Origin of the sequence: Tahibacter harae (assembly GCF_024437735.1) — a bacterium.
GTDB classification, from domain to species: domain Bacteria; phylum Pseudomonadota; class Gammaproteobacteria; order Xanthomonadales; family Rhodanobacteraceae; genus Tahibacter; species Tahibacter harae.
In genome coordinates this window covers 61443-83957 of record NZ_JANFQO010000005.1, presented here as the reverse complement: position 1 = coordinate 83957, position 22515 = coordinate 61443, and the positions used below count along the sequence as shown (strand labels likewise).

Here is a 22515-nt window from a genome sequence, read left to right as displayed (position 1 = left end):
GTCCCATCGGGGACCCACCGAAGCTTCAGGGGCAACACTGGTTAGCTGACCAAATGAGGATTCACATGAAAATCAATAAGATGAAGGGCTTCACCCTGATCGAGCTGATGATCGTCGTCGCGATCATCGCCATCCTGGCCGCCATCGCGCTGCCGGCCTATCAGGACTACGCGATCCGCTCGAAGATCTCGGAAGGCATGGTCGGCGCCACCGCCGCCAAGACCTCCGTGTCGGAAGGCTTCCAGTCCGGCGGCATGCTGGGCGTCGAGAGCGCTGCTGCTGAATACGCTCCGGGCAATGCTTCCACCAAGTCCAAGTACGTCAACGAAATCAACGTGAACAAGGTCACCGGCGCGGTGACTTACAAGGTCCGCGGCAACGCCGACAACGGTATCCCGCCCCCGCTGAACGACAAGACCATCATCCTGACCCCGAACATCAACAAGGTCGGTCTGGCTGCCACCTCGGTCGGTCCGATCGACTGGGCTTGCGGTTCGGCCACCACCGTGACCGCTTCGGGCCGTCTGTTCGGTGCGATCACCGCCGGCGACCTGCCGCCGAAGTACGCTCCGGCCGAGTGCCGTTAATCGCCTCGCTGTCTAGGTAGATTCTACGGGTCCTGCGCAACGCAGGACCCGTTTTTGACGAAGCCAGCGATGGCACGTGCAAGCCAACTCTCCGAACTCTCGGAGCAGCTATGAAGACCACGCAAGGCTTCACCCTCATCGAATTGATGGTGGTGGTCGCTATTGTTGCGATACTCGCCGCCATTGCATTGCCGCAATACCAGCTTTACGCGATTCGCGCCAAGCTGGCCGAAGGCACCATTGCCGCCGCCACGGCACGCGAAACCGTGACAGTAGGCTATCTGAGCGGCGGCGTGCTGAGCATGAGCTCTGCCGCAGCGTCCTTCAACTCCGGACTGACCAAGTCCAAGTACGTCGACAACGTCTCCATCGACCCGGCCACCGGTGCGGTGCGCATCGCCTATGCGGCTGATGCGACCAACGGCATTCCGCCCCCGCTGAATCTCAAGACCATCGTCTACACGCCGCAGGTGCTCACTTCCGGCGGCTATGCCCTGCTGTCGTCGAATCAGTACGGCTCGGTGGACTGGGCCTGCACCTCGGAAACCAGCGTTACCGCGACCGGCCGCAACATGCTCACCGTGGGCGGCGGCGATATGCCGTCACGCTTCGTGCCGACGGAATGCCGCTGAGGCGACAGGTCCTTTTTCACGCATCGGATCCGCACTGACCCGGCGCCCTGCGCAGGGGCGCGCATTGCGGTTTGCGCGCCCTGCCCCTAGGCTGTCCGCATGCGTTCCGACATCCAGTGGCCGCGGCCCTCGACCTTGTGGCTTCTCGGAGCGTTGCTGCTCTGCATCGCCGTATATCTTCCGGGCCTGCAGGGCGGCTGGTTCTTCGACGACTACGCCAACATCGTCGACAACACCGATGTGCAGCCCGCGCGGCTTGACGCCGAATCCATCGCCCGCGCCGCGCTGTCGTCGCCGGCGAGCCAGCTCAAGCGCCCGCTCGCCTCGCTGAGTTTCGTTGCCAATTATCTCGCCGGCGGGCTGGCGCCGTTCGGCTGGAAGGCGGTCAACCTGCTCGTCCATCTGCTCAACGGCTGGCTGGTCTGGCTGCTGGCGCGGCGCCTGCTGGCCGCAACGGACAGCGCAGCCGATGAGGAATCCACGCGCCGCACCGCGGCGCTGATCGCCGGCGCCTGGCTGCTGCTGCCGATCAACCTGACCGCGGTGCTGTACGTGGTCCAGCGCATGGAGAGCCTGGCCAACCTGTTCGTGCTGGGCGGGCTGCTGCTGTACACGCTGGGCCGCCAATCGCAGCTGCAGGGAAGCGACCGCCGCGGCCTGCTGTACTGCCTGATCGCGCTGACTGTGTTTCCGCTGCTGGGCGTGCTGGCCAAGGAATCTGCCGCGCCGCTGCCGCTGTTCGCCTTCCTGCTGGAACTGTGCGTGTTCCGCTTCCGCCGCGCCGGCGCGGCGGCACGCGACCGGCGCCTGGTCGCACTATTCGCCCTGCTGCTGATTCCGGCACTGATCGCGGCCAGCCTGTGGCTGCTGCCCTGGGTGCTGCGTCCCGCGACCTGGGCCGCCCGCGATTTCACCCTCGCCACGCGGCTGCTCAGCGAAGCGCGCATCCTGCTCGACTACATCGGCTGGACCCTGCTGCCGACGCCGCGGGCGCTGTCGTTCTATCACGACAATTTCCAGATTTCCGCCGGTCTTTTCAGCCCCTGGACGACGTTCGCCAGCCTCTGCGCCATCGCGGCCCTGCTGGCGCTCGCGGTGTGGCTGCGGCGCCGCGCCGCGCTGGCAGCGCTGGGCATCGCGCTGTACTTCGCCGGCCACCTCCTTACCGGCACGGTGCTGCCGCTGGAGCTGATCTACGAGCACCGCAACTACTTCCCCAGCTTCGGCCTGCTGCTGGCCGTGATACCGCCGCTGGCCGCCGCGCCGCAGCGGCTGCCCGCCCACGGCGCGCGCTGGATCGCGCTGGGACTGCTTGCGGCCTGGTGGACTGCACTGACCGCGCTGACGGCCCACGCCTGGGGAGATCCGCTGCGCCAGGCGCGTGAGATCGACGCCCGCGCGCAGGACTCGGCCCGGGCCCGGTTTGAACTGGGCCGCCAGCTGCTGCTCCGCGCCAACTACGCGCCCGGCCATCCGCTGACCCGCGAGGCCTACGCGGTGCTGCAACAGGCTGCCGCGCTGCCGCGCGCCTCGGTACTGCCCGAGCAGAGTCTGATCGTGACCAGCGCGGTCAATCACGAACCCGTCGCCGACGCCTGGTGGCAAAGCATGGAAGCCAAGCTGCGCGCCTACCCGCCCGACGTACAGGACATCGCCGCGCTCGGCGCGCTGGAACGCTGCGTGCGCGGCGGCGCCTGCGTGCTGCCGTTCGACCGGCTCAAGGCCGTGTTCGACGCAGCCCTGGCCCATCCCACGCATTCGGGCGATCTGCTGATGATCCATGCCGACTTTGCCTGGAACGTCAGCCAGGAATGGGATCTGGCCGAACGCAGCGCCGCCGCGGCGGTTGCCGCCGCGCCGGGCGAACCGAGCTATCGCGTCACCCTGATACGCATACAGATTTCCTACGGCCGGCGCGCGCAGGCCGAAGCCGGCATCGCCGAACTCGCGCGCCTCAACGTACGCGGCAGCCTGGACCGCGAGCTGGCGGAGCTGCGCGCACTGCTGGAACAGCATCTGCCCGTCGCGCCGGCAGCGCCCAGCACGTAAGCTTGAAACTGGCCGTCCAACGGAAACCTTGCGCTTGTCCCACGCCGAAACCCTGCCGCTGGTCAGCATAGGCCTGCCCGTCTACAACGAGGCGCGCTACATCGACGCGACACTGGCCTCCCTGCGCGCGCAGGACTATCCGCGGCTGGAGATCATCGTCTCCGACAACGCCTCCAGCGACGGCACGCTGGCGATCTGCGAACGCCACGCGCGCGAAGATGCGCGCATCCGCCTGGAGCGCGCCGGGAGCAACCGCGGCGCGACCGAGAATTTCCTGCACGTGCTGCAGTTGGCGCAGGGCGACTATTTCATGTGGGCCGGCGGCCATGACCTGTGGACACCCAACCTGGTCTCGGCCTGCGCCGCGCGGCTGCAGGCGCATCCGCAGGCGGATCTGGCCTACGCCGGTTCGCGCTGGATAGACGGCGAGGGCCAGCCGCTGGCGCGCGAATCCGGCTATGCCGATACGCGCGGCCTGGCGCCGCTGGCGCGCTTCTTCACCATCTTCTGGGGCAACATGCATCCGGTCATGGGCCTGATGCGGCGCCAGGCCATCCACGCCTGCGGCAGCCTGCCCAACATGGTCGGCGGCGATCTGGTGCTGCTCGCGCGCATGGCCCTGCGCAGCGAGTTCCTGCATGCGGAAGGCGCCACCTGGTACCGGCGCGAATTCCGCGTCGAACAGGATCATGCCGACAAGCTGCGCCGCTACGCCTCGGCCGAAACGCGCATCGCAGGCACGCCGCTGGCGCGGCGCTTTCCGCTGCTGGCGCTGCCGCTGGCGCTGACCCGGACGATTCTCGGCGCCGAGCTTTCCGCGCTGGACAAGGCCGTCGCCCTGTTCGCCCTGCCCGGCGCCTTCCTCGCCCGCTACCGCGTCGGCCGCCAGCGCAAGCCGGAAGCCTGATGCCGGCGCCCGCCGCCCGGCGACTGCTGCACTGGCTGCGCGCAGCGGCGACGCCGCTGGCCCTGCTGTTCCTCGCCGCCGCCGCCTGGAGCGCGCGCGACGCGGTGGCCGCAGCGCTGCGGCAGGCGCAGCTGGCGCCGCTGCTGCTGGCGCTGCCGCTGTGGGCCAGCCTGCATCTGCTGACGCCGCTGTACGCGCACCTGATCCTGCGCCGCGGCGGCGCGCCGCTCGCCTACGCCGACGCGCTGCGCATTCACGTCGCGCGGCTGCCGGCGCGCTACCTGCCCGGCGGCATCTGGCATACCGTGACCAAGGCGGCGGACTTCCACGCGCTGGGCGTGGACAAGGCGCAATTGCCGCTGTTGGTATTTCTGGAGAACGCCGTCCCGTTTGCACTGGCGCTGACCCTGGGCTCGGCTGCGCTGCTGGCCGCGGGCACCGCGCTGCCGGTGCAGATCGGCCTCGCGCTGGGGCTGGCCCTCGTGCTGTTGCCGCCGCTGGCCCTGCGCCGGCTGCCCGCGCTGCGCAGCCAGCGCCTGGGCCTGGGCGTGTATGCGCGCCTGCTCGCGGTCAGCAGCCTGTTCTGGTGCCTGGCCGCAGCGGCGTTCGCAATCTACTGGCAGGCCTTCGACACACCCGCGCACCCGCCGCTGCAACTGGCCGGCGCCTATCTGCTCGCCTGGGCGCTGGGTTTTGCCGCGCTTTTCGCACCGCAGGGCCTGGGCGTATTCGAGACCGCGATCGCCCTGCTGCTGGACGATGCCACGCCGTTCGCCGGACTGCTGGTGCTCGCCGCCGGCTTCCGCGCCCTGGGCCTGGCCGCCGACCTGCTCAGCTACGCGCTGTACGCACTGCTCCGCCTCCGTCGCCGGTAGGCGCGGCTTGCGGCGGATTGCACGCGATTTTTCGCCCGCCGCCTCCGCGGCAGGCCGCTAGCGCCGGCGCAGGTAGCCGCCGGGGGCGACGGTAATGGAAATCTTGGCCTCCGTGTCCGCGTCCACTTCGAACTCCGGATGTGCGGCGAGGAATTCGGCCACGGCCGTCTTGGGGTTGTTGCCCACGTCCCAGGGCCGCTCCGGATAGAGCCCGGCCGGCAGATCCTCGATGACGGTGTCGAACACCACGCAATAACTGCCCGGAGTCACCAGCGGCGCATAGGCCTCCAGCTCGGCCAATACGTGTTCGTGGGTATGGTTGGAATCCAGCACCACCAGCACGGTCTTGCCGCGCGCGCGTTCGCGCACCTGTTCCACGATGCGCGGGTCGGTACTGGAGCCCTGCAGCAGCGCGATGCGGCGGAACATCGGATGGGCTTCGATCGCGGCGCGGTTGTGCGCGCGTATGTCGATGTCTATGCCCAGCACTTCGCCGTGGCCGATCAGTTCGCACAGCGAGGCGTAGTAGATCAGCGAGCCGCCGTGGGCGATGCCGGTCTCCACGATCAGGTCCGGCCGCACCTGCCACAGGATCTCCTGCATCGCGATCATGTCCTGCGGGTACTGGATGATGGGCCGGCCCATCCAGCGGAAATTGTAGGAATAGCGGTGCGGCAGCGTGCTGCGCAGCCATTCGCCGGAACGCGCCTTGAGTTCGCGGTCTTCGCGCAGGCTGCGGATGTTCTGCGCCACTTCCTGCTCGAAGGCGGCGGCGGGATCTTTGTCGGTAGTCATGGAGCCATCATGCCTTGGAATGCGGACGGGCGGGATTGCCGGCGACCACGCCGGCGGCCGCGACATCGCGGGTGACCACGGCGCCGGCGCCGACCACGGCATCGGCGCCTATGCGGCGGCCGGGCAGCACCACCGCGCCTGAGCCGATGAACGCGCCGGCCTCGACCTGCACCTCGCCGGCGAGCACGGCACCGGGGCCTATGTGCGCGCCGTCGCCAATCACACAGTCGTGATCGACCGAGGCGCGCGTGTTGACGATCACGCCGCGCCCCAGCACGGCGCAGGTGCAGACCGCGGCCAGGGCAAGGATCTGGCAGCCTTCGCCGCGGCGCACATCGGCGGCGACGAAAGCGCGCGGGTGGACGATTTCCGGCAGGGCAAAGCCGCGTGCGCCCAGTTGGTCCATGCGCGCCAGCCGGTCGCGGCCGCGCGCGCCGCCTATGGCCACGGCGGCGTGCAGGCCGCGGCTGCCGCCGCGTTCCCGCAGCCACTGCTCCAGTCCGGCCTCGCCCACGTACAGCGGCACGTCGGCGAAAGGCGAGGCCAGCGCGCGCCGGTCGAACACCGCCAGCAGCTCGGCCCGGCCGGCCAGCGCCTCGCGCAGCACCTTCGCCTGGCCGGTACCGCCCCAGAAGACGATCTTCATGCGGCGAGCTGCGCCGTCACATGGGCGGCGACGCGGGCGATGTCGGCACTGCTCATGTCGTGGTAGCTGGGCAGGTTCAGCGCGCGCCGCGCCAGCGAATGGCTGATCCGGTGCTGCGGCCGCGGCTCGAACATGGACAGGCTGGACAGCGGCCAGAAAAACACGCGGCCGTCGATATTGTCCGCCTTGAACCGCGCCAGCAGCGCCTCGCGCTCGAAGGGCACGCCTTCGTCAACGACGAGGGTCGGCATCCAGTAGCCGTTGCGCGTGCCCGGCGGCTCCGGGTTCAACTGCAGCGGCAGGCCGGCCAGATGCCGCGCGTAGGCTTCAAAGATGCGCCGCTTGCCCGCGATCAGCTCCTCGGCGCGTTCCACCTGGGCGCAGCCTATCGCCGCCTGCAGGTTGGACATCTTGTACTTGTAGCCAATGCGCTCGGGCCAGAACTGGCGCGTCTCGCCGCGGGCGCGGCCGTGGTTGGACAGGGTCAGCACGCGCTCGTACAGCGCGTCGTCGTCGGTGACGAAGATGCCGCCCTCGCCGGTGGTGAAGGTCTTGGTGCCGTGGAAGGAGAAGGCGCCGAACACGCCCAGCGTACCGGCGCGGCGGCCGTGCCAGACCGAGCCCAGCGCCTCGGCCGCGTCCTCGATCAGATGCAGGCCGTAGCGCGCCGCGATCGCGCGCAGCGCATCGAGTTCGCACAGGTTGCCGTACAGGTGCACGGCGAGGATGGCGCGCGTGCGCGGCGTGATCGCGGCCTCGACCGCGGCCGGGTCCAGGCACCAGCTGTTCGCGTCCACATCGACCAGCACCGGCGTGGCGCCGAGGTGGACGATGGGCGCGGCCGAGGCGATCCAGTTGATGTCGGCCAGGATCACCTCGTCCCCGGCGCCTATGCCCAGCGCCGCCATGCCCAGGTGCAGCGCCCCGGTGCCGCTGGCAGTCGCGATCGCGTGGCGCGAGCCCAGGTGTTCGCAGAACAGCTTCTCGAAGCGGTGGATGTAGTCGTAACAGCGCTCGCCCCAGCCGTTGGCCGCGGCATCGGCGGCATAGTCGGTTTCCCGCTGCGTGATGGACGGCCGGGTGTAGTGGATGCGCGAAGGCGTGGCGCTCATGAGAACGTCATTTCCGGTACGGCGGTGGCGAAGCGGGCGCCCCAGTCGCGGGCATAGGCCAGCTGCGCGGTGATTTCCTCGCGCAGATTCCAGGGCAGGATCAGGATGCAGTCGGGACGGTCCGCGCGCAGGCGCGCCTCGTCCACTACCGGTATGCGCGAACCCGGCAGGAAGCGGCCCTGCTTGTGCGGCGAGGCGTCCACCACGTAGGGCAGCAGGTCGGGGCGCACGCCGGCGTAGTTGAGCAGGGTATTGCCCTTGGCGGCGGCACCGTAGGCGGCCACGCGCAGGCCGGCGCGGCGTTGCTGCAGCAGGAATTCCAGCAGGCCGTGCTTGACCGCATCGGCCTGCTGTTGAAAACCGCGGTAGAAATCCAGCTGGGCGATGCCCAGCGCTGCCTCGGCCGCGCGCAGGCCGGCCACGGCCGGCTGCTCGGCGCGCCGGCTCGCCTGCGGCGCCGCCCAGATGCGCAGCGAGCCGCCATGGGTAGGCAGCCGCTGCACATCCCAGATGCGCAGGCCGTGCGCGGCGAACACACGCTCGACGGTATACAGCGAGAAATAGGAAAAATGCTCGTGATAGACCGTATCGAACTGGCGCTGCGCCACCAGCTGCACCAAGTGCGGGAATTCCAGCGTGACGCTGCCGTCCGGCGCCAGCGCCGCCGCCAGCCCGGCAACGAAATCGTTGAGGTCGGGCACATGGGCGAGCACGTTGTTGGCCACGATCAGGTCGGCGCGGCCGCGCGCGGCGGCGAAGCCGGCGGCGAAATCGCGGCCGAAGAATGCCTCTATCGTTTCGATGCCGCGGGCGCGCGCCGCCTCGGCGGTGCCGCGGGTGGGCTCCACGCCGACGCAGGGAATGCCGCGGGCGGCCACGTATTGCAGCAGGTAGCCGTCGTTGGAGGCGATCTCCAGCACCAGGCTGCGCGCATCCAGCGCCAGCCGCGCCACCGCCTCATCCACATAGCGGTGCGCGTGTTCCAGCCAGGAGCGGGAATACGAGGAAAAGTACACATAGTCCGGCGCGAACAGGTCCGAGTGGGACTGCACCTCGTCGACCTGGACCAGCCAGCACTGCGTGCAGGTATGCAGCTTGAGCGGAAACCAGCGCTCCGGCGCCTCCAGCGCCGCTGCATTGAGGAAGGCATTGGACGGCGGCGCACTGCCCAGGTCCAGGAAGACGTGTTCCAGACGGGCGGCGCAGAAGCGGCAGTTCATGGCGTGATTCCGGCGAAATCGGCGCCCAGCGGCGCGGCGCCCGCGTCCCTGGCGGAAAGGTTCGACAGCGGCAGCGGCCAGGCTATGCCCAGGCGCGGATCGGCCGGATGCAGCCCGCCTTCGTGGGCGCGGCTCCAGCGCGCGGTGTGCAGGTAAAGCAGCTCCACCTCGTCGCTGAGGGCCTGGAAGCCATGGGCGAAGCCGGCCGGGATGAACACCTGCAGCGGCCCTTCGGCGTCCAGTTCCACCGCATGCCAGCGCAGGAAGGTGGGCGAACCGGCGCGCAGATCCACCGCCACATCGAACACGCGCCCGCGCAGGCAGCGGATCAGCTTGGCCTCGCTGGCGGGCGGATGCTGGAAATGCAGGCCGCGCACGCTGCCGCGCGTGCGCGTGGCGGAGAGGTTGATTTGCGGGAAATGCAGGCCGGGTTGCAGCGCGTGCAGTTCGTCCTCGCAGAACACGCGGGTGAAGCGTCCGCGCGCGTCGCTGACGCTGCCGGCTTCGATCAGGGTCAGGCCGGCCAGCGGCGTGGCATGCAGGCGCACGGGATTCATGCGGCCTGCGCCCAGGACAGCCCGGCCGCGCGCGCGTCGGCGACGTAGGCCTCCAGATCGGCACTGCTGCGCAGCGCGCCCTCCGCGTGGAAGCCGCGATACCAGTGCATGGTACGCGCGATGGTCGCGGCCGCATCCCAGACCGGGCGCCAGCCCAGGCCCTGCTGCGCCTTGGCGCAATCCAGGCGCAGCAGCGCGGCCTCGTGCGGCTGGTCCGGCGGCGCCGGGGCCAGTTGCAAGCCGGGCCAGTGCTGCGCCATCTGCGCCACCAGCGCGGCGACGGGCAAGGTCGCCGCGGCGTCCGGGCCGAAATTCCATTCCCCTTCGCCCTCGCCGGCGAGCAGCGCCTGGCCCAGGCACAGATAGCCCGCCAGCGGTTCCAGCACGTGCTGCCAGGGCCGCACCGCCTGCGGATTGCGCAGCTGCAGGGCCTGGCCGGATTCCAGCGCGCGCACCAGATCGGGCACCAGGCGGTCCTGCGACCAGTCGCCGCCGCCGATCACGTTGCCGGCCCGCGCCGTGGCCAGGCGCGGCCATTGGCGGCCAGTGCCGCTGAAATAGCTCTTGCGGTAGCTGGCCGTGACCAGCTCGGCGCAGGCCTTGGACGTGCTGTACGGATCATGCCCGCCCAGCGCATCGTCCTCGCGGCAAGCGCGGCCGTCAGCGCGCTCCTCATAGACCTTGTCGGTCGTCGCATTCACCACGGCCCGCACGTCGGCGCAGCCGCGCACGGCTTCCAGCAGATGCACCAGACCGAGCACGTTGGTGGCGTAGGTCTCCACCGGCGCGGCGTAGCTGCGCCGCACCAGCGGCTGCGCCGCGAGATGGAACACCACTTCGGGCCGGAACCCGGCCACGGCGCGGGCGACCGCGGCGGCGTCGCGCAGATCGGCGCGGCCGTCGTCCACATCGGCCAATTGCAGCAGATTCCAATGCGACGGCGCCGTATCCGGATCCAGCGCGAAGCCGGCCACCTGCGCGCCGAGCCGGCGCAGCCACAGACACAGCCAGGAGCCCTTGAAGCCGGTATGCCCGGTCACCAGCACGCGGCGGCCGGCGTAGACGCCGCCGAACAGGGATTTCACGTCCAGCGCTTCCACGGCGCCGCGCCGCTCTGCCACAGCTCTTCCAGCCGTGCCTTGTCGCGCACTGTGTCCATGGGCTGCCAGAAGCCGCCGTGGGTATAGGCGGAAAGCTGGCCATCGCGGGCCAGCGCCTCCAGCGGGCCGCGTTCCCATACCGTGTCGTCGCCGGCGATGTAGTCCAGCACGCCGGGTTCGAGCACGAAATAGCCGCCGTTGATCCAGGTGCCGTCGCCCTGGGGTTTCTCGGCGAAGCGGGTGATGCGGGTGCCGTCGATGTCCAGCGCGCCGAAGCGGCCCGGCGGCTGCACCGCGCAGACCGTGGCCAGGCCGCCCTGGCTGCGGTGGAAGGCGAGTTCCGCGCCGATGTCCACGTCGGACACGCCGTCGCCGTAGGTAAAGCAGAAGGTGCCGCCGTCGAGGTATTCGGCGACGCGGCGCAGGCGGCCGCCGGTCTGGGTGTGCTCGCCGGTATCGACCAGGGTGATGCGCCAGGGCTCGGCGTGCTTGTGGTGCACGTCCATGCTGTTGCTGCGCAGGTCTATGGTCACGTCCGACATGTGCAGGAAGTAGTTGGCGAAATACTCCTTGATCAGGTAGCCCTTGTAGCCCAGGCAGACGATGAAGTCGTTGATGCCGTGGCTGGAGTAGATCTTGAGTATGTGCCAGAGAATCGGCTTGCCGCCAATCTCGATCATGGGCTTGGGCCGCAGATGCGTCTCTTCGGCGATGCGCGTGCCCAGTCCGCCTGCGAGTATCACTGCCTTCATGCGCGCCGCTCAGCCGTCGCGCCGGTAGGTCAGCGCAGTGATCTGCTCGGACACCAGCCCGATCAGGAAGATGATGACGCTGGCGCTGAACAGCAGCGCGCTCATGTTCGTGAAACGGTGCTGGGTGGCGAAGGTATAGCCGTAATAGCCCACGCCGAGCAGGAAGAAGCCCAGGCTGGCCGGCAGGAACAGCTTCAGCGGCGAGTACAGCGTGGCGATCTTGAAGATGATCAGCAGGAAGCGCACGCCGTCGCGCAGCGGCCGCAGATGGCTCTTGCCTATGCGCTTTGCCACGGCGATGGGCTCGAACGCGATCGGATAGGCGCTGCGGCAGAAGGCCATGGTGCTGGTGGTCGGATAGGAGAACCCGTTCGGCAGCAGGTGCAGGAATTCGCGGAAGCGCTCGGCGCGCACGGCGCGGAAGCCCGAGGTAAGGTCCTGGATGCGCAGGCCCGTCATCCAGCTGGCCAGGCGGTTGTACAGCGCATTGGCCAGGCCGCGGCCGACGCCGGCCTGGCCGGACCAGTCGCGCGCACCCACGACCATGTCGTAGCCCTGGTCCAGGCGCGCCAGCAGGCGCTCGATGTGGGCCGGGTCGTGCTGGCCGTCGGCGTCCATGAAAACGATGACCTCGCCGCGGGCGGCGCGGGCGCCGCGCTTGATCGCCGCGCCATTGCCCATGGAATACGGCGAGGACACGACCCGGGCGCCGGCGGCGCGGGCCACCGCCGCGGTGTCGTCGCTGGAACCGTCGTCGACGACGATGATCTCGTCGTCCGGCCGGGCGGCGCGCAGGCGCGGCAGCACGCCCTGCAGCGCCGCGGCTTCGTTCTTGGCTGGCAGGACTATGCTGATCACGTGGGCTCCCCGGCGTCGCGCCGCATCTTAAGCAATCCGTCCGCGCACCGTCAGCCCCGCGGCGGCGGCGGCGGCGCATCCGTGCCGCCGGCCGCCCCGGCCGGGGCGGCGCCAGATGGTTGATCGCATTCGTTTTCCGTGACCCGTTCCGCAGTGCGGGCCGGCGCCCCCGCCCGGGCCGCCGGCAACGGTACTCTCGGCCCGGGAATTGCGGTACATTCTGCCGTAGTTGCAGGGGCTTACACGGCATTCCTATGGCGACACAGATAAATCCGGCAATGCTGGCAGGGCTGACCGGGGTAGCCCGGCGTCTGGTCATGGAAGGCGCCCTGTCCGACGTCGACGCACGCAAGGCAGTGGAAGCGTCGACCAAGCAGAAGATCCCGCTGGGCACGTACCTCATCGACCACGGCATTGTGGAAAGCCGTGCCGTCGCCCTGGCTGCGTCGCTGGAATTCGGCGTGCCGATCTATGACGTGGCGGCGATCGACTTCGGCCAGCTGCCGCTCAAGCTGGTCAGCGAGGAACTGATCTCCAAGCACCGCGCCCTGCCGCTGTTCAAGCGCGGCAACCGCCTGTTCGTCGGCGTCTCCGACCCGACCAACCTGCGCGGCCTGGACGAGATCAAGTTCCAGTCCAACCACATCGTCGAACCCATTCTGATCGACGAGCAATCGCTGATCCGCACCATCGAGCAGGCCCTGAGTCAGAGCGGCACGACGACGGAGCTGGAAGGCGACGAAGGCCTTGAAAGCCTGGACATGGACGCCGGCGGCGGCGACGAGGAAGCCGGCGGCAATTCCGCCGAAGCCGGCAACGACGACACGCCCATCGTGCGCTTCGTCAACAAGGTGCTGGTCGACGCCATCAAGCGCGGCGCCTCCGACATCCATTTTGAACCGTTCGAGACCGAATACCGCGTGCGCCTGCGCATGGACGGCATGCTGCGCAAGGTCGCCGCGCCGCCGACCAAGCTGGCGCCGCGCATCTCCTCGCGCCTGAAGGTGATGTCCGGCCTGGACATCGCCGAGCGCCGCGTACCGCAGGACGGCCGCATCAAGCTCAACCTGTCCAAGGGCAAGTCCATCGACTTCCGCGTCAGCACCTGCCCCACCCTGTTCGGCGAGAAGGTGGTGCTGCGCGTACTGGACGGCTCGGCCGCCAAGCTCGGCATCGAGAAGCTGGGCTACGAGGACGACCAGAAGAAGCTGTTCCTCGATGCGATCGAAAAACCCTACGGCATGGTGCTGGTGACCGGCCCCACCGGCTCGGGCAAGACCGTATCTTTGTATACGGCACTCAATATTCTCAATACCGAGGGACGCAACATTTCCACCGTGGAAGACCCGGTCGAAATCCGCGTTCCCGGCATCAATCAGGTGCAGCAGAACCAGAAGCGCGGCATGACCTTCGCCGCCGCGCTGCGCTCGTTCCTGCGCCAGGACCCGGACGTCATCATGGTGGGCGAGATCCGCGACCTGGAAACCGCGGAGATCGCGGTCAAGGCCGCCCAGACCGGCCACATGGTGCTGTCCACCCTGCATACCAACGATGCGCCGCAGACCATCTCGCGCCTGATGAACATGGGCATCGCGCCGTTCAATATCACCTCGTCGGTGACCCTGGTCATCGCCCAGCGCCTGGCGCGCCGCCTGCACGACTGCAAGAAACCGCTGCTGCTGCCGCCGGCGGCGCTGCTGGCCGAGGGCTTCCGCGAGGACGAGATCGCCGACCTGCAGATGTTTGACGGAGTCGGCTGTTCCGGCTGCAACGAAGGGTATAAAGGCCGCGTAGGTGTCTATCAGGTGATGCCGCTGGCCGAGGAGATCGCCAAGATCATCCTCGCCGGCGGAAATGCGCTGCAGATCGCCGATGCCGCGCGTAGCGCCGGCATCCGCGACCTGCGCGCCTCGGCCGTGCTCAAGGTCAAGCAGGGCGTCACCAGCCTCACCGAAATCAACCGCGTCACCAAGGACTAGTCATGGCCACCACTGCCACGGTTCCCGTCAGAAAGGCACAGGCCGCCAATACCCGGCGCGGCCAGGCCCGCGCCGAAGTCAGCCAGATGGAAACCTTCGTCTGGTCCGGCAAGGACAAGCGCGGCCAGTCGATGAAGGGCGAATACGCCGCCAAGAACATCAGCCTGGTCAAGGCCGAGCTGCGCCGGCAGGGCATCAGCCCGACCTCGGTCAAGGCCAAGCCCAAGCCTCTGTTCGGCGCCGCCGGCAAGAAGATCACGCCGCGCGAAATCGCCGTGTTCAGCCGCCAGATCTCGGTCATGATGCAGGCCGGCGTGCCGCTGGTGCAGGGCCTGGACATCATCGCCGGCGGCCAGGCCAACGTGCGCATGAAGAACATGCTCACCGCGATCAAGACCGACATCGAGGGCGGCTCCACCTTGTACGAGGCCCTGGGCAAGTTCCCGGTGCAGTTCGACGAACTGTTCGTCAATCTGGTGAAGGCCGGCGAGGCGGCCGGTGTGCTCGATACCGTGCTCGACACCGTCGCCACCTACAAGGAAAACATCGAATCCCTCAAGGGCAAGATCCGCAAGGCCATGTTCTATCCGGCCATCGTGTTCGCGGTCGCCCTGCTGGTCTCGGCCATCCTGCTGATCTTCGTGGTGCCGCAGTTCGAGAGCGTGTTCAAGAACTTCGGCGCCGACCTGCCGGCGTTCACGCAGATGATCGTGTCCGCCTCGCGCTTCACCACCGCGTACTGGTACATCGTGCTGCTCGGCACGATAGCTTTCTTCGCCGCCTTCATATTCGCCTACAAACGCTCGCCGGCCTTCGCTCATTTCTGCGCACGAGCCGTGCTCAAGCTGCCCGTGATCGGCCAGATCCTGCACCAGTCGGCCATCGCCCGCTTCGCCCGCACCCTGGGTGTGACCTTCCGCGCCGGCGTGCCGCTGGTCGAGGCACTGGACTCGGTCGCCGGCGCCACCGGCAGCCCGATCTACAACGCCGCGGTCAAGCGCATCCGCGAAGACGTCGCCATCGGCCATCAGCTGCAGCTGGCCATGCGCCAGGCGCAGCTGTTCCCGAACATGGTGGTGCAGATGGTCGCCATCGGCGAGGAATCCGGCGCACTGGACAAGATGCTGTTCAAGATCGCCGAGTTCTACGAGGAAGAGGTCAACAACGCCGTCGACGCCCTGGCCAGCCTGCTGGAGCCGTTCATCATGGTGATCATCGGCACCATGGTCGGCGGCATGGTGATCGGCATGTACCTGCCCATCTTCAAACTCGCGGCCGTGGTGGGCTGATCGATACGCCGGCGATGATCGAAACCCTGGGGGAAGGCTGGCCACTGCTCGCAGTGGCCAGTTTGTTTGGGCTGCTGGTCGGCAGCTTTCTCAACGTCGTGATCCTGCGTCTGCCGCAGCGGCTGCTGCACGACTGGCGCGGGCAGAGCCGCGAGCTGCTGGGCCTGGGTCCGGAGCCGGCCCTGATGCAGAACGTGGCCGAGCCCGGCGCAATCCCGTTCGACGAGGACCTGCCTCCGGCCGCGGAACCGGAAGCGCCGCCCGATCTGGTGTTCAAGCCTTCGCACTGCATGCATTGCAAGCATGCGCTGGCGCCGCTGGATAATATTCCGCTGCTGAGCTGGCTCGCCCTGGGCGGCCGCTGCCGCTACTGCCGCACGCCGATCTCGGTGCAGTACCCGCTGATCGAGGCACTGGCCGCACTGGCCGCCCTGGCGGTGGTATGGCAGTACGGCTTCAGCCTGCAGTCCGCCGCCGGGCTGGCGCTGAGTTTCAGCCTGATCGCGCTGGCCGGCATCGATTTCCGCACCCAGCTGCTGCCCGATCAGATCACCCTGCCCCTGCTCTGGGCCGGATTGCTGCTGGCGCTGCTGCCGGTGTCGGTGACGCCGGCGCAGGCCATTCTCGGCGCGGCGATCGGCTATCTGAGCCTGTGGTCGGTGTACTGGGTGTTCAAGCTCGCCACCGGCAAGGAAGGCATGGGCTACGGCGACTTCAAGCTGCTGGCCGCGCTGGGCGCCTGGATGGGGCCTATGTCGCTGCTGCCCATCATCCTGCTCTCGTCCCTGGTCGGCGCCGTGATCGGCAGCCTGGTACTGTTCCTGCGCGACAAGGACAGCTCCACGCCCATCCCGTTCGGCCCGTTCATTGCCGCAGCCGGCTGGATCCAGTACGTCTGGGGGGCCGAGCTGCTGCGGCTGTACGAACGGCTGCTGCTGGGCTGATGGACGCAGTCCGCGTCGCGGATCGCTTCGTGGTCGCGGTCAGCGGCGGCGTTGCCTCGGGCAAGACCGCGGTCACCGACGCCTTCGGCCGTCGCGGCGTCGCCTGCTACGACGCCGATGTTGCGGCCCGCGCCGTGGTCGCACCCGGCGAGGACGGCCTGGCCGAGATCGTCGCGCGCTTCGGCCGCGACATGCTGCAAGCCGACGGCAGCCTGGACCGCGCCGCGATGCGCCGGCACATTTTCGCCGAACCCGCGGCGCGCGCGGCGCTGGAAGCCATCGTGCACCCTCGCGTGCGCCGCTGGCTGCGCGAACGTGTCGCCGCCGACCGCGGCAGCTACTGCCTGCTGGCAATTCCGCTGCTGGCGGAAACCTGGCCGGCCTATGCCTGGGTGGACCGGGTGCTCATCGTCGACGTGGATCCGGCCGTGCAGCTGGCGCGGCTGCAGCAGCGCGATGCGATAGAACGCGAGCTGGCGCTGAAGATGATCGCCGCCCAGGCCAGCCGTGAGCAGCGCCTGGCCATAGCTAGCGACGTGATCGACAACTCCGGCACCTTGCAGCAGCTCGATGCGGCGGTGGAGGTATTGCACCGGCGCTTTCTGGAATTGGCGCAGCAGTCGGCGCGGCGCTGACGAGCGCGGCGTGCGTCGCGCGGCGCTGTGTGCGGAAACGGATGAGGTGGCGCCGGCACGCCTTTCGGGCTGAGTGGCGATACGCAGGCAAAGCCGGTTCCGCGTCCGCAAGGAAAGTCCAGTGCTCGCCCGGCGGAAGGCGATTCCGCGCTGCGGACGTCCGCGCTGTACACGACGCGCAAGCCTGAAACCACCCGGGAATTTTCAACACACGCCGGCAGGGACGAAGCCTTGCGCCCTCGGTTCACCAGAACGCGGAAATCCCGGCCACACCCTGCGCGCCGCATTGCAGCGCCCGGCCCAGGTCGCCGGGGGCGAGCCCGCCCAGGGCAAATACCGGCAGCGAGGACTGTTCGCACAGCGCGCCGAACGCCTGCCAACCCAGCGGCGGCTGGCCGGGATGGCTGGCCGTCGCCGCCACCGTGCCGAGCACGGCGAAATCGGCGCGCAGGCGGTGCGCCATATGCAGTTCCGCCGCCGTGTGGCAGGACGCGGCGAACCAGCGCCGGGCCGTGACCGGACGTTCGCCCAGCTCGGCCAGCTGGGCCGCGCTGACGTGGACGCCGTCCAGGTCCAGCTCTTCCACCAGATCGAAACGCCGGCTGATCAGCAGCTGGCCGCCGGCCGTGCGCACCCGCGCCAGGCAGGCCGTGGCCAGACTGCGCAGCGCGGCGTCGTCCAGCCGGTGCGCGCGCAGCTGTACCAGGCGCACGCCGCGGGCCAGCGCGGCATCGAGCCGGGCCAGGAACTCGTCCGTATCGGCGCCGGGTTCAGGCGTAATCAGGTATTCGCGCGGCAGGGCCAGGGCGTGGATCACCGGATGATCGGCCTCGGGCATCTCGGCCGGGTCCAGCGCCGCGGCCGGCACCCACTTCAGCGGCTGGCCCTCGCAGGAATGCGGCACGCCGTCGAAGCTGTCGACGCGGTAGACGTCGAGCAGGATGCGCTTGCTGGCGTAGTTCCACGGGATGCGGATCAGCGATTCGACCGCGCCCACGCGCACGCCGATCTCCTCGAGGATCTCGCGGCGCAGGGCCTGTTCCGCGCTTTCGCCGGATTCGACCTTGCCGCCGGGAAACTCCCAGTAGCCCGCCAGGTGCTTGCCTTCCGGCCGCTGCGCCAGCAGCACGCGGCCGTCCGCATCGATCAGTGCGGCGGCCACTACGTGTATGGGCGCCGCTGCGGCTTCGGCCGCGGCGGTGCTCATGGGTTTACGGCTCCCGGTCTTCGCACTAGGGCGGTCAGGCCAGGCGGCCGTGGCACTGCTTGTACTTCTTGCCCGAGCCGCAGGGGCAGGGATCGTTGCGGCCGACCTTGGGCCCTTCGTTGAACTGGGCCACGGCCGGCGCGGCCGAGGCCGCGGTCGCCGCGAGCACTTCGCCTTCGCTGGCGAAGCCGCTGGCTTCGGCATGGGCGAAGTTCAGCGGCGCCTGCGACTGCTGGCGGCGCTGCTGTTCCTCCAGCTCGGCCACCTCGTTCTCGCTGCGGATGCGCACGCGCGCCAGCAGGGTCGTGGTTTCCAGCTTGATCCGCTCCAGCATGGACTGGAACAGCTCGAAGGATTCGCGCTTGAACTCCTGCTTGGGCTGCTTCTGTGCATAGGAGCGCAGATAGATGCCCTGGCGCAGGTAGTCCATGCTGGCCAGGTGTTCCTTCCAGCAATTGTCCAGCGTGTTGAGCATGACGTGGCGTTCCAGCGCGCGCATGACTTCCGAGCCGAGCATGGCCTCGCGCTCGCGGAAGTAGCGGTCCACGCCGGACTGGACGAACTCCAGCACGTGCTCCGAATCCGCCTCGCCCTGGGTTTCCAGCCAGCGCTTGATGTCGATCTGGATGCCGAAATCGTCGTCCAGCTTCTTCTGCAGGCCGGGGATATCCCACTGCTCGTCGATGGAGTGCTGCGGCACATGGCTGCGCACCAGGTCGGTGAAGACGTCGCTGCGGATGGCCGCGGCGGTCTCGGCGAAATCGTCCTGCTCCAGCAGTTCGTTGCGCTGTTCGTAGATGACCTTGCGCTGGTCGTTGGCGACGTCGTCGAACTCCAGCAGGTTCTTGCGGATGTCGAAGTTATGCTGCTCGACCTTGCGCTGCACCTTCTCGATCTGGCGGCTGACCATGCGGTCTTCCAGCGCGTCGTCTTCCTTCATGCCGAAAATCTGCATCCACTTGGTCACCCAGTCGGGCGAGAAGATGCGCATGAGGTTGTCTTCCAGCGACAGGTAGAAGCGGCTGGAGCCCGGGTCGCCCTGACGGCCGGAGCGGCCGCGCAGCTGGTTGTCGATGCGGCGGGATTCATGGCGCTCGGTGCCCACGATGTGCAGGCCGCCGGCGGCGATCACTTCGTTGTGGCGCTTCTTCCACTCGGCCTTGATGCGGTTGCGCTCGGCGTCGGTCGCGTCTTCCGGCAGCTGGGCCAGTTCCGCCTCCAGGCTGCCGCCGAGCACGATGTCGGTGCCGCGGCCGGCCATGTTGGTGGCGATGGTGACCGCGCCGGGACGGCCGGCCTGGGCCACGATATGGGCTTCGCGCTCGTGCTGCTTGGCGTTGAGCACTTCGTGCGCCACGCCCTGCTTCTGCAGCATCTTGGAGAGGAACTCGGAGGCGTCGATGGAGGCCGTGCCGACCAGTACCGGCTGCTTGCGCTTCTGGCAGTCGCGGATGTCCTCGACGATGGCGTTCCACTTCGGCGTGTGCTTGAGGAAGACCAGGTCCGGCGCATCCTTGCGGATCATCGGGCGATGGGTCGGGATGACCACCACTTCCAGGCCGTAGACCTGCTGGAATTCGTAGGCTTCCGTGTCGGCCGTGCCGGTCATGCCGGCCAGCTTCTTGTACATGCGGAAGTAGTTCTGGAAGGTGATCGTGGCCAGCGTCTGGTTCTCGCGCTGGATCGGCACGCCTTCCTTGGCCTCGACTGCCTGGTGCAGGCCGTCGGACCAGCGCCGGCCGGCCAGGGTGCGGCCGGTGAACTCGTCCACGATGATGACTTCGCCGTCGCGCACGATGTAGTCGACGTCGCGCTGGTACAGCGCGTTGGCGCGCAGGGCGGCGTTGAGGTGGTGCACGACGACCAGGTGCTTGGCGTCGTACAGGCCTTCCTCGTTGCCGATCACGCCCTCGCGGCGCAGCAGCTGCTCGGCGTGTTCCATGCCCTCTTCGGACAGGTGCACCTGCTTCTGCTTTTCGTCGACCCAGTAGTCGCCGGTGGTGGAATCTTCCTTTTCCTGCCGCACCAGCTTGGGCACGATGCGGTTGATCTTGACGTAGAGCTGCGGCGACTCCTCCGACGGGCCGGAGATGATCAGCGGCGTGCGCGCCTCGTCGATCAGGATGGAGTCGACCTCGTCGACGATGGCGTAGTGCAGGCCGCGCTGGTAGCGCTGCTCCTTGGACAGGGCCATGTTGTCGCGCAGGTAGTCGAAGCCGAATTCGTTGTTGGTGCCGTAGGTGATATCGGCGTTGTAGGCGTCGGCCTTGTCGGCGTGGTTCATGCCGGGGTAGACCACGCCCACGGACAGGCCCAGGAAGTTGTACAGCTTGCCCATCTGGGCCGCGTCGCGCTTGGCCAGGTAGTCGTTGACCGTGACCACGTGGACGCCCTTGCCTTCCAGCGCGTTCAGGTACACCGCCAGCGTGCCGACCAGGGTCTTACCCTCGCCGGTGCGCATTTCGGCGATGCGGCCCATGTTCAGCACCATGCCGCCGATCATCTGCACGTCGTAGTGGCGCAGGCCCAGCACGCGGACCGAGGCTTCGCGCACGGTGGCGAAGGCTTCGGGCAGGATCTGGTCCAGGCTCTGGCCGTCCTTCAGGCGCTGCTTGAACTGCTCGGTACGGGCACGCAGGTCCGCGTCGGAGAGGGCCTGCATCGCCGGCTCCAGCGCGGCTATCTGCGCCACGACCTTGTTGAGCTGGCGCAGCACGCGGTCATTGCGGCTGCCGAAAAGGCTCGTCATCAGACGGTTGAACATGGGGTCAGTCGCTCAGCTGGAAAGGGGAAAACGCGCCCGGCCCGCGCTGGACGCAGGCACGACCGGACCGCCGATGATAAGCCGGCAGCCCGGGTGGGACAAAGATGGTGGGTTGCCCGCCCCCGGATTCAAGGGGCGGCGCGGACGGTACGGCGGCTCAGGCCTTGCGCTGGCTGCGCACGTAGGCGATGGGATTGACGGCCTTGCCGTTGAGCCAGACTTCGAAATGCACGTGGGAGCCGGTGGAGCGGCCGGTGGAACCGACCTTGGCAATGACTTCGCCGACGCGGACACGCTGGCCGACAGTGGCGAGGTTCTGGGAGTTGTGTGCATAGCGGGTCATGTAGCCGTTGCCGTGGTCGACCTCGACCACGTTGCCGTAGCCGGGACGCGTGCCGGACCAGGTGACGACGCCTTCGGCGACCGAAAGGATGTCGGCGCCGGTATTGGCGTCGAAGTCGATGCCGGTGTGGTAATCGGAGGAGCCGTTGAACGGATCGGGGCGGCCGCCGAAATAGGAGGAGATATAGCCCGTCTTGACCGGCATGCCGCTGGGCAGCAGGTCGGATTCGATCTTGCGGTCCAGCAGCAGGTTTTCCAGCACTTCCAGCTGGGCCTGCTGGCGCACGAAGCGGGCATGCAGTTCTTCGATGGAGCTGGTCAGCTGCGGCGCCGCCGCATGCACAACCGGGGAATCGACGGTTTCCGGGCCGCCGACCGCGGGCGCCTCGGAGAAGCTGAATTCGCCGTCGTCCAGCTTGCCGGCCCGGGTCAGGCGCTCGCCGAGCGCATTGAGGCGGGTGGCGTGCGCCTGCAGCGCACCGAGCTTGACGGCCAGCGCATCGAGGTCGCGCTGGGTATCGGCCTTGACTTGCTCAAGTTCGCGCAGTCGCGCGTCACTCTGTTCCCGCAGTTCCCGCACTTCAGCCAGGGTGCGCGTCTTCGGCCCGGCTACGCTGTAGGCCACGCTGACGCCCAGCAGGGCGCAGGCCAGGGCAGCACAACCGAGTATGGCACCGCATTTGAGTCGGGTACGCCAGCAGCCGAGGTCGATGGTCTGCGGCAAGGCGTGCGGCTTTGCGACGATAATAATGTTCATGCCCGATTCGTTTTCTGCCTGGGTTTCCGCGATGCAAACAAAAACCCCACCAACCGCGAAAACGCGGCGCCCGACGTCCGGCCCCAAACCGGTTGGCGAGACCTCCCCCGTCGCGTCCCTGATCAAGCGGGCGCGAGCGCTGGAAGCATTGGATCTTCGTTTACGCCTGACGCTGCCTCCCGCGCTGCGGCCGCATTGCTGCCTGGCCGATGCGCGACAGGGTCGCGTTGTCTTTCTGGCGGACTCCTCGACCTGGGCGGCGAAGCTGAGGCTTCACCAGACCCCGATCCTGGCCGAGGCGCAAAAAGCGCTGGGCCAGCCCTTCAAGTCGTTCGCCGTCAAAGTGGCACCCTTGCCGTCCGTTCCCCCGGAGCCTGCAAGGCGGAAGCCGCTTTCCAACACCGCCGCCGAGCATCTGAGCAAGGCCGCGGTCACACTGGCAGACCCCGAACTCAGGGCCCTTTTCCTACGGTTGGCGTCCCTCGCCGAAAACGCTGATTCCTGAAAC

The 22515-nt window shown here is 68.2% G+C and carries 21 protein-coding genes; 10 read left to right on the top strand and 11 right to left on the bottom strand.

Annotated elements, in window-relative coordinates:
* Nucleotides 1-65 precede the first annotated feature (65 nt).
* From NM961_RS06800 to NM961_RS06775, 5 genes are all read left to right on the top strand, one after another.
* Complete coding sequence (locus NM961_RS06800) at nucleotides 66-587, top strand: pilin (RefSeq protein ID WP_305119068.1); 522 nt, start codon at nucleotides 66-68, stop codon at nucleotides 585-587.
* Between the two features lie 110 nt (nucleotides 588-697).
* Nucleotides 698-1219 carry a pilin gene (locus NM961_RS06790; RefSeq protein ID WP_305119067.1) on the top strand — a complete coding sequence of 174 codons (522 nt, stop codon included), beginning with the start codon at nucleotides 698-700 and terminating at the stop codon, nucleotides 1217-1219.
* A gap of 99 nt (nucleotides 1220-1318) precedes the next feature.
* Entirely contained in the window at nucleotides 1319-3268 is a 1950-nt protein-coding gene (locus tag NM961_RS06785) for a hypothetical protein (RefSeq protein ID WP_255913165.1), read from the top strand.
* Between the two features lie 34 nt (nucleotides 3269-3302).
* Nucleotides 3303-4175, top strand: coding sequence for a glycosyltransferase family 2 protein (locus NM961_RS06780; protein WP_255913164.1), 873 nt, complete (start codon nucleotides 3303-3305; stop codon nucleotides 4173-4175).
* Nucleotides 4175-5050 carry a hypothetical protein gene (locus NM961_RS06775; RefSeq protein ID WP_255913163.1) on the top strand — a complete coding sequence of 292 codons (876 nt, stop codon included), beginning with the start codon at nucleotides 4175-4177 and terminating at the stop codon, nucleotides 5048-5050. The genes NM961_RS06780 and NM961_RS06775 overlap by 1 nt, the downstream gene beginning before the upstream one ends.
* Nucleotides 5051-5107: 57 nt before the next feature.
* Here the strand turns inward: NM961_RS06775 and NM961_RS06770 are convergent, their stop codons facing one another.
* From NM961_RS06770 to NM961_RS06735, 8 genes are read right to left on the bottom strand one after another with little or no spacing between them, the layout of a single operon-like run.
* A complete protein-coding gene (locus NM961_RS06770; RefSeq protein WP_255913162.1) occupies nucleotides 5108-5845 on the bottom strand; it encodes a cephalosporin hydroxylase family protein in 738 nt (245 codons plus the stop codon).
* A 7-nt stretch (nucleotides 5846-5852) separates the two neighbouring features.
* On the bottom strand, nucleotides 5853-6491 hold the full coding sequence (locus NM961_RS06765) for an acetyltransferase (RefSeq protein ID WP_255913161.1): 639 nt from the start codon (nucleotides 6489-6491) through the stop codon (nucleotides 5853-5855).
* Nucleotides 6488-7603 (bottom strand): DegT/DnrJ/EryC1/StrS family aminotransferase, encoded by a 1116-nt coding sequence (locus NM961_RS06760; RefSeq protein ID WP_255913160.1) that lies wholly within the window; start codon nucleotides 7601-7603, stop codon nucleotides 6488-6490. The genes NM961_RS06765 and NM961_RS06760 overlap by 4 nt, the downstream gene beginning before the upstream one ends.
* Nucleotides 7600-8823, bottom strand: a complete 1224-nt coding sequence (locus NM961_RS06755; protein WP_255913159.1) for a class I SAM-dependent methyltransferase — start codon at nucleotides 8821-8823, stop codon at nucleotides 7600-7602. The genes NM961_RS06760 and NM961_RS06755 overlap by 4 nt, the downstream gene beginning before the upstream one ends.
* Complete coding sequence (locus NM961_RS06750) at nucleotides 8820-9380, bottom strand: dTDP-4-dehydrorhamnose 3,5-epimerase family protein (protein ID WP_255913158.1); 561 nt, start codon at nucleotides 9378-9380, stop codon at nucleotides 8820-8822. Before NM961_RS06750 ends, NM961_RS06755 begins: the two co-directional genes overlap by 4 nt.
* Nucleotides 9377-10501 (bottom strand): CDP-glucose 4,6-dehydratase, encoded by a 1125-nt coding sequence (rfbG, locus tag NM961_RS06745; protein ID WP_255913157.1) that lies wholly within the window; start codon nucleotides 10499-10501, stop codon nucleotides 9377-9379. The genes NM961_RS06750 and rfbG overlap by 4 nt, the downstream gene beginning before the upstream one ends.
* Entirely contained in the window at nucleotides 10462-11232 is a 771-nt protein-coding gene (rfbF, locus tag NM961_RS06740; protein ID WP_255913156.1) for a glucose-1-phosphate cytidylyltransferase, read from the bottom strand. The genes rfbG and rfbF overlap by 40 nt, the downstream gene beginning before the upstream one ends.
* Nucleotides 11233-11241: 9 nt before the next feature.
* Entirely contained in the window at nucleotides 11242-12090 is an 849-nt protein-coding gene (locus tag NM961_RS06735) for a glycosyltransferase family 2 protein (protein ID WP_255913155.1), read from the bottom strand.
* 254 nt (nucleotides 12091-12344) lie between these two features.
* On the opposite strand from NM961_RS06735, the gene pilB reads away from it, so the two are divergent.
* The 4 genes from pilB to coaE are packed head-to-tail and all read left to right on the top strand — an operon-like array spanning nucleotide 12345 to nucleotide 16937.
* Nucleotides 12345-14069, top strand: coding sequence for a type IV-A pilus assembly ATPase PilB (gene pilB, locus NM961_RS06730; protein ID WP_255913154.1), 1725 nt, complete (start codon nucleotides 12345-12347; stop codon nucleotides 14067-14069).
* 2 nt (nucleotides 14070-14071) lie between these two features.
* Nucleotides 14072-15358: a type II secretion system F family protein gene (locus NM961_RS06725; RefSeq protein ID WP_439334200.1), complete on the top strand. Its 1287-nt coding sequence runs from the start codon at nucleotides 14072-14074 to the stop codon at nucleotides 15356-15358.
* A gap of 14 nt (nucleotides 15359-15372) precedes the next feature.
* The gene (locus tag NM961_RS06720; protein ID WP_255913153.1) at nucleotides 15373-16302 is read left to right on the top strand and encodes a prepilin peptidase; all 930 of its coding nucleotides are present in this window, start codon (nucleotides 15373-15375) and stop codon (nucleotides 16300-16302) included.
* Nucleotides 16302-16937, top strand: coding sequence for a dephospho-CoA kinase (coaE, locus tag NM961_RS06715; protein WP_255913152.1), 636 nt, complete (start codon nucleotides 16302-16304; stop codon nucleotides 16935-16937). The genes NM961_RS06720 and coaE overlap by 1 nt, the downstream gene beginning before the upstream one ends.
* A gap of 244 nt (nucleotides 16938-17181) precedes the next feature.
* Here the strand turns inward: coaE and NM961_RS06710 are convergent, their stop codons facing one another.
* The 3 genes from NM961_RS06710 to NM961_RS06700 all read right to left on the bottom strand — a co-directional run bounded on the left by NM961_RS06710 (nucleotide 17182) and on the right by NM961_RS06700 (nucleotide 22007).
* Complete coding sequence (locus NM961_RS06710) at nucleotides 17182-18144, bottom strand: Nudix family hydrolase (RefSeq protein ID WP_255913151.1); 963 nt, start codon at nucleotides 18142-18144, stop codon at nucleotides 17182-17184.
* 34 nt (nucleotides 18145-18178) lie between these two features.
* Nucleotides 18179-20908, bottom strand: a complete 2730-nt coding sequence (gene secA / locus NM961_RS06705) for a preprotein translocase subunit SecA (RefSeq protein WP_255913150.1) — start codon at nucleotides 20906-20908, stop codon at nucleotides 18179-18181.
* 157 nt (nucleotides 20909-21065) lie between these two features.
* Nucleotides 21066-22007, bottom strand: a complete 942-nt coding sequence (locus NM961_RS06700) for a M23 family metallopeptidase (protein ID WP_255913149.1) — start codon at nucleotides 22005-22007, stop codon at nucleotides 21066-21068.
* On the opposite strand from NM961_RS06700, the gene NM961_RS06695 reads away from it, so the two are divergent.
* Complete coding sequence (locus NM961_RS06695; protein WP_255913148.1) at nucleotides 22000-22512, top strand: DciA family protein; 513 nt, start codon at nucleotides 22000-22002, stop codon at nucleotides 22510-22512. The genes NM961_RS06700 and NM961_RS06695 overlap by 8 nt on opposite strands.
* Nucleotides 22513-22515: the final 3 nt, after the last annotated feature.

Coding starts and splice junctions, on each gene's coding strand:
- NM961_RS06800 (WP_305119068.1), top strand. CDS start 66: ATGAAAATCAATAAGATGAAGGGCTTCACCCTGATCGAGCTGATGATC.
- NM961_RS06790 (WP_305119067.1), top strand. CDS start 698: ATGAAGACCACGCAAGGCTTCACCCTCATCGAATTGATGGTGGTGGTC.
- NM961_RS06785 (WP_255913165.1), top strand. CDS start 1,319: ATGCGTTCCGACATCCAGTGGCCGCGGCCCTCGACCTTGTGGCTTCTC.
- NM961_RS06775 (WP_255913163.1), top strand. CDS start 4,175: ATGCCGGCGCCCGCCGCCCGGCGACTGCTGCACTGGCTGCGCGCAGCG.
- NM961_RS06770 (WP_255913162.1), bottom strand. CDS start 5,845: ATGACTACCGACAAAGATCCCGCCGCCGCCTTCGAGCAGGAAGTGGCG.
- NM961_RS06765 (WP_255913161.1), bottom strand. CDS start 6,491: ATGAAGATCGTCTTCTGGGGCGGTACCGGCCAGGCGAAGGTGCTGCGC.
- NM961_RS06760 (WP_255913160.1), bottom strand. CDS start 7,603: ATGAGCGCCACGCCTTCGCGCATCCACTACACCCGGCCGTCCATCACG.
- NM961_RS06755 (WP_255913159.1), bottom strand. CDS start 8,823: ATGAACTGCCGCTTCTGCGCCGCCCGTCTGGAACACGTCTTCCTGGAC.
- NM961_RS06750 (WP_255913158.1), bottom strand. CDS start 9,380: ATGAATCCCGTGCGCCTGCATGCCACGCCGCTGGCCGGCCTGACCCTG.
- rfbF (WP_255913156.1), bottom strand. CDS start 11,232: ATGAAGGCAGTGATACTCGCAGGCGGACTGGGCACGCGCATCGCCGAA.
- pilB (WP_255913154.1), top strand. CDS start 12,345: ATGGCGACACAGATAAATCCGGCAATGCTGGCAGGGCTGACCGGGGTA.
- NM961_RS06725 (WP_439334200.1), top strand. CDS start 14,072: ATGGCCACCACTGCCACGGTTCCCGTCAGAAAGGCACAGGCCGCCAAT.
- NM961_RS06720 (WP_255913153.1), top strand. CDS start 15,373: ATGATCGAAACCCTGGGGGAAGGCTGGCCACTGCTCGCAGTGGCCAGT.
- coaE (WP_255913152.1), top strand. CDS start 16,302: ATGGACGCAGTCCGCGTCGCGGATCGCTTCGTGGTCGCGGTCAGCGGC.
- NM961_RS06710 (WP_255913151.1), bottom strand. CDS start 18,144: ATGAGCACCGCCGCGGCCGAAGCCGCAGCGGCGCCCATACACGTAGTG.
- secA (WP_255913150.1), bottom strand. CDS start 20,908: ATGTTCAACCGTCTGATGACGAGCCTTTTCGGCAGCCGCAATGACCGC.
- NM961_RS06695 (WP_255913148.1), top strand. CDS start 22,000: ATGTTCATGCCCGATTCGTTTTCTGCCTGGGTTTCCGCGATGCAAACA.
- NM961_RS06700 (WP_255913149.1), bottom strand. CDS start 22,007: ATGAACATTATTATCGTCGCAAAGCCGCACGCCTTGCCGCAGACCATC.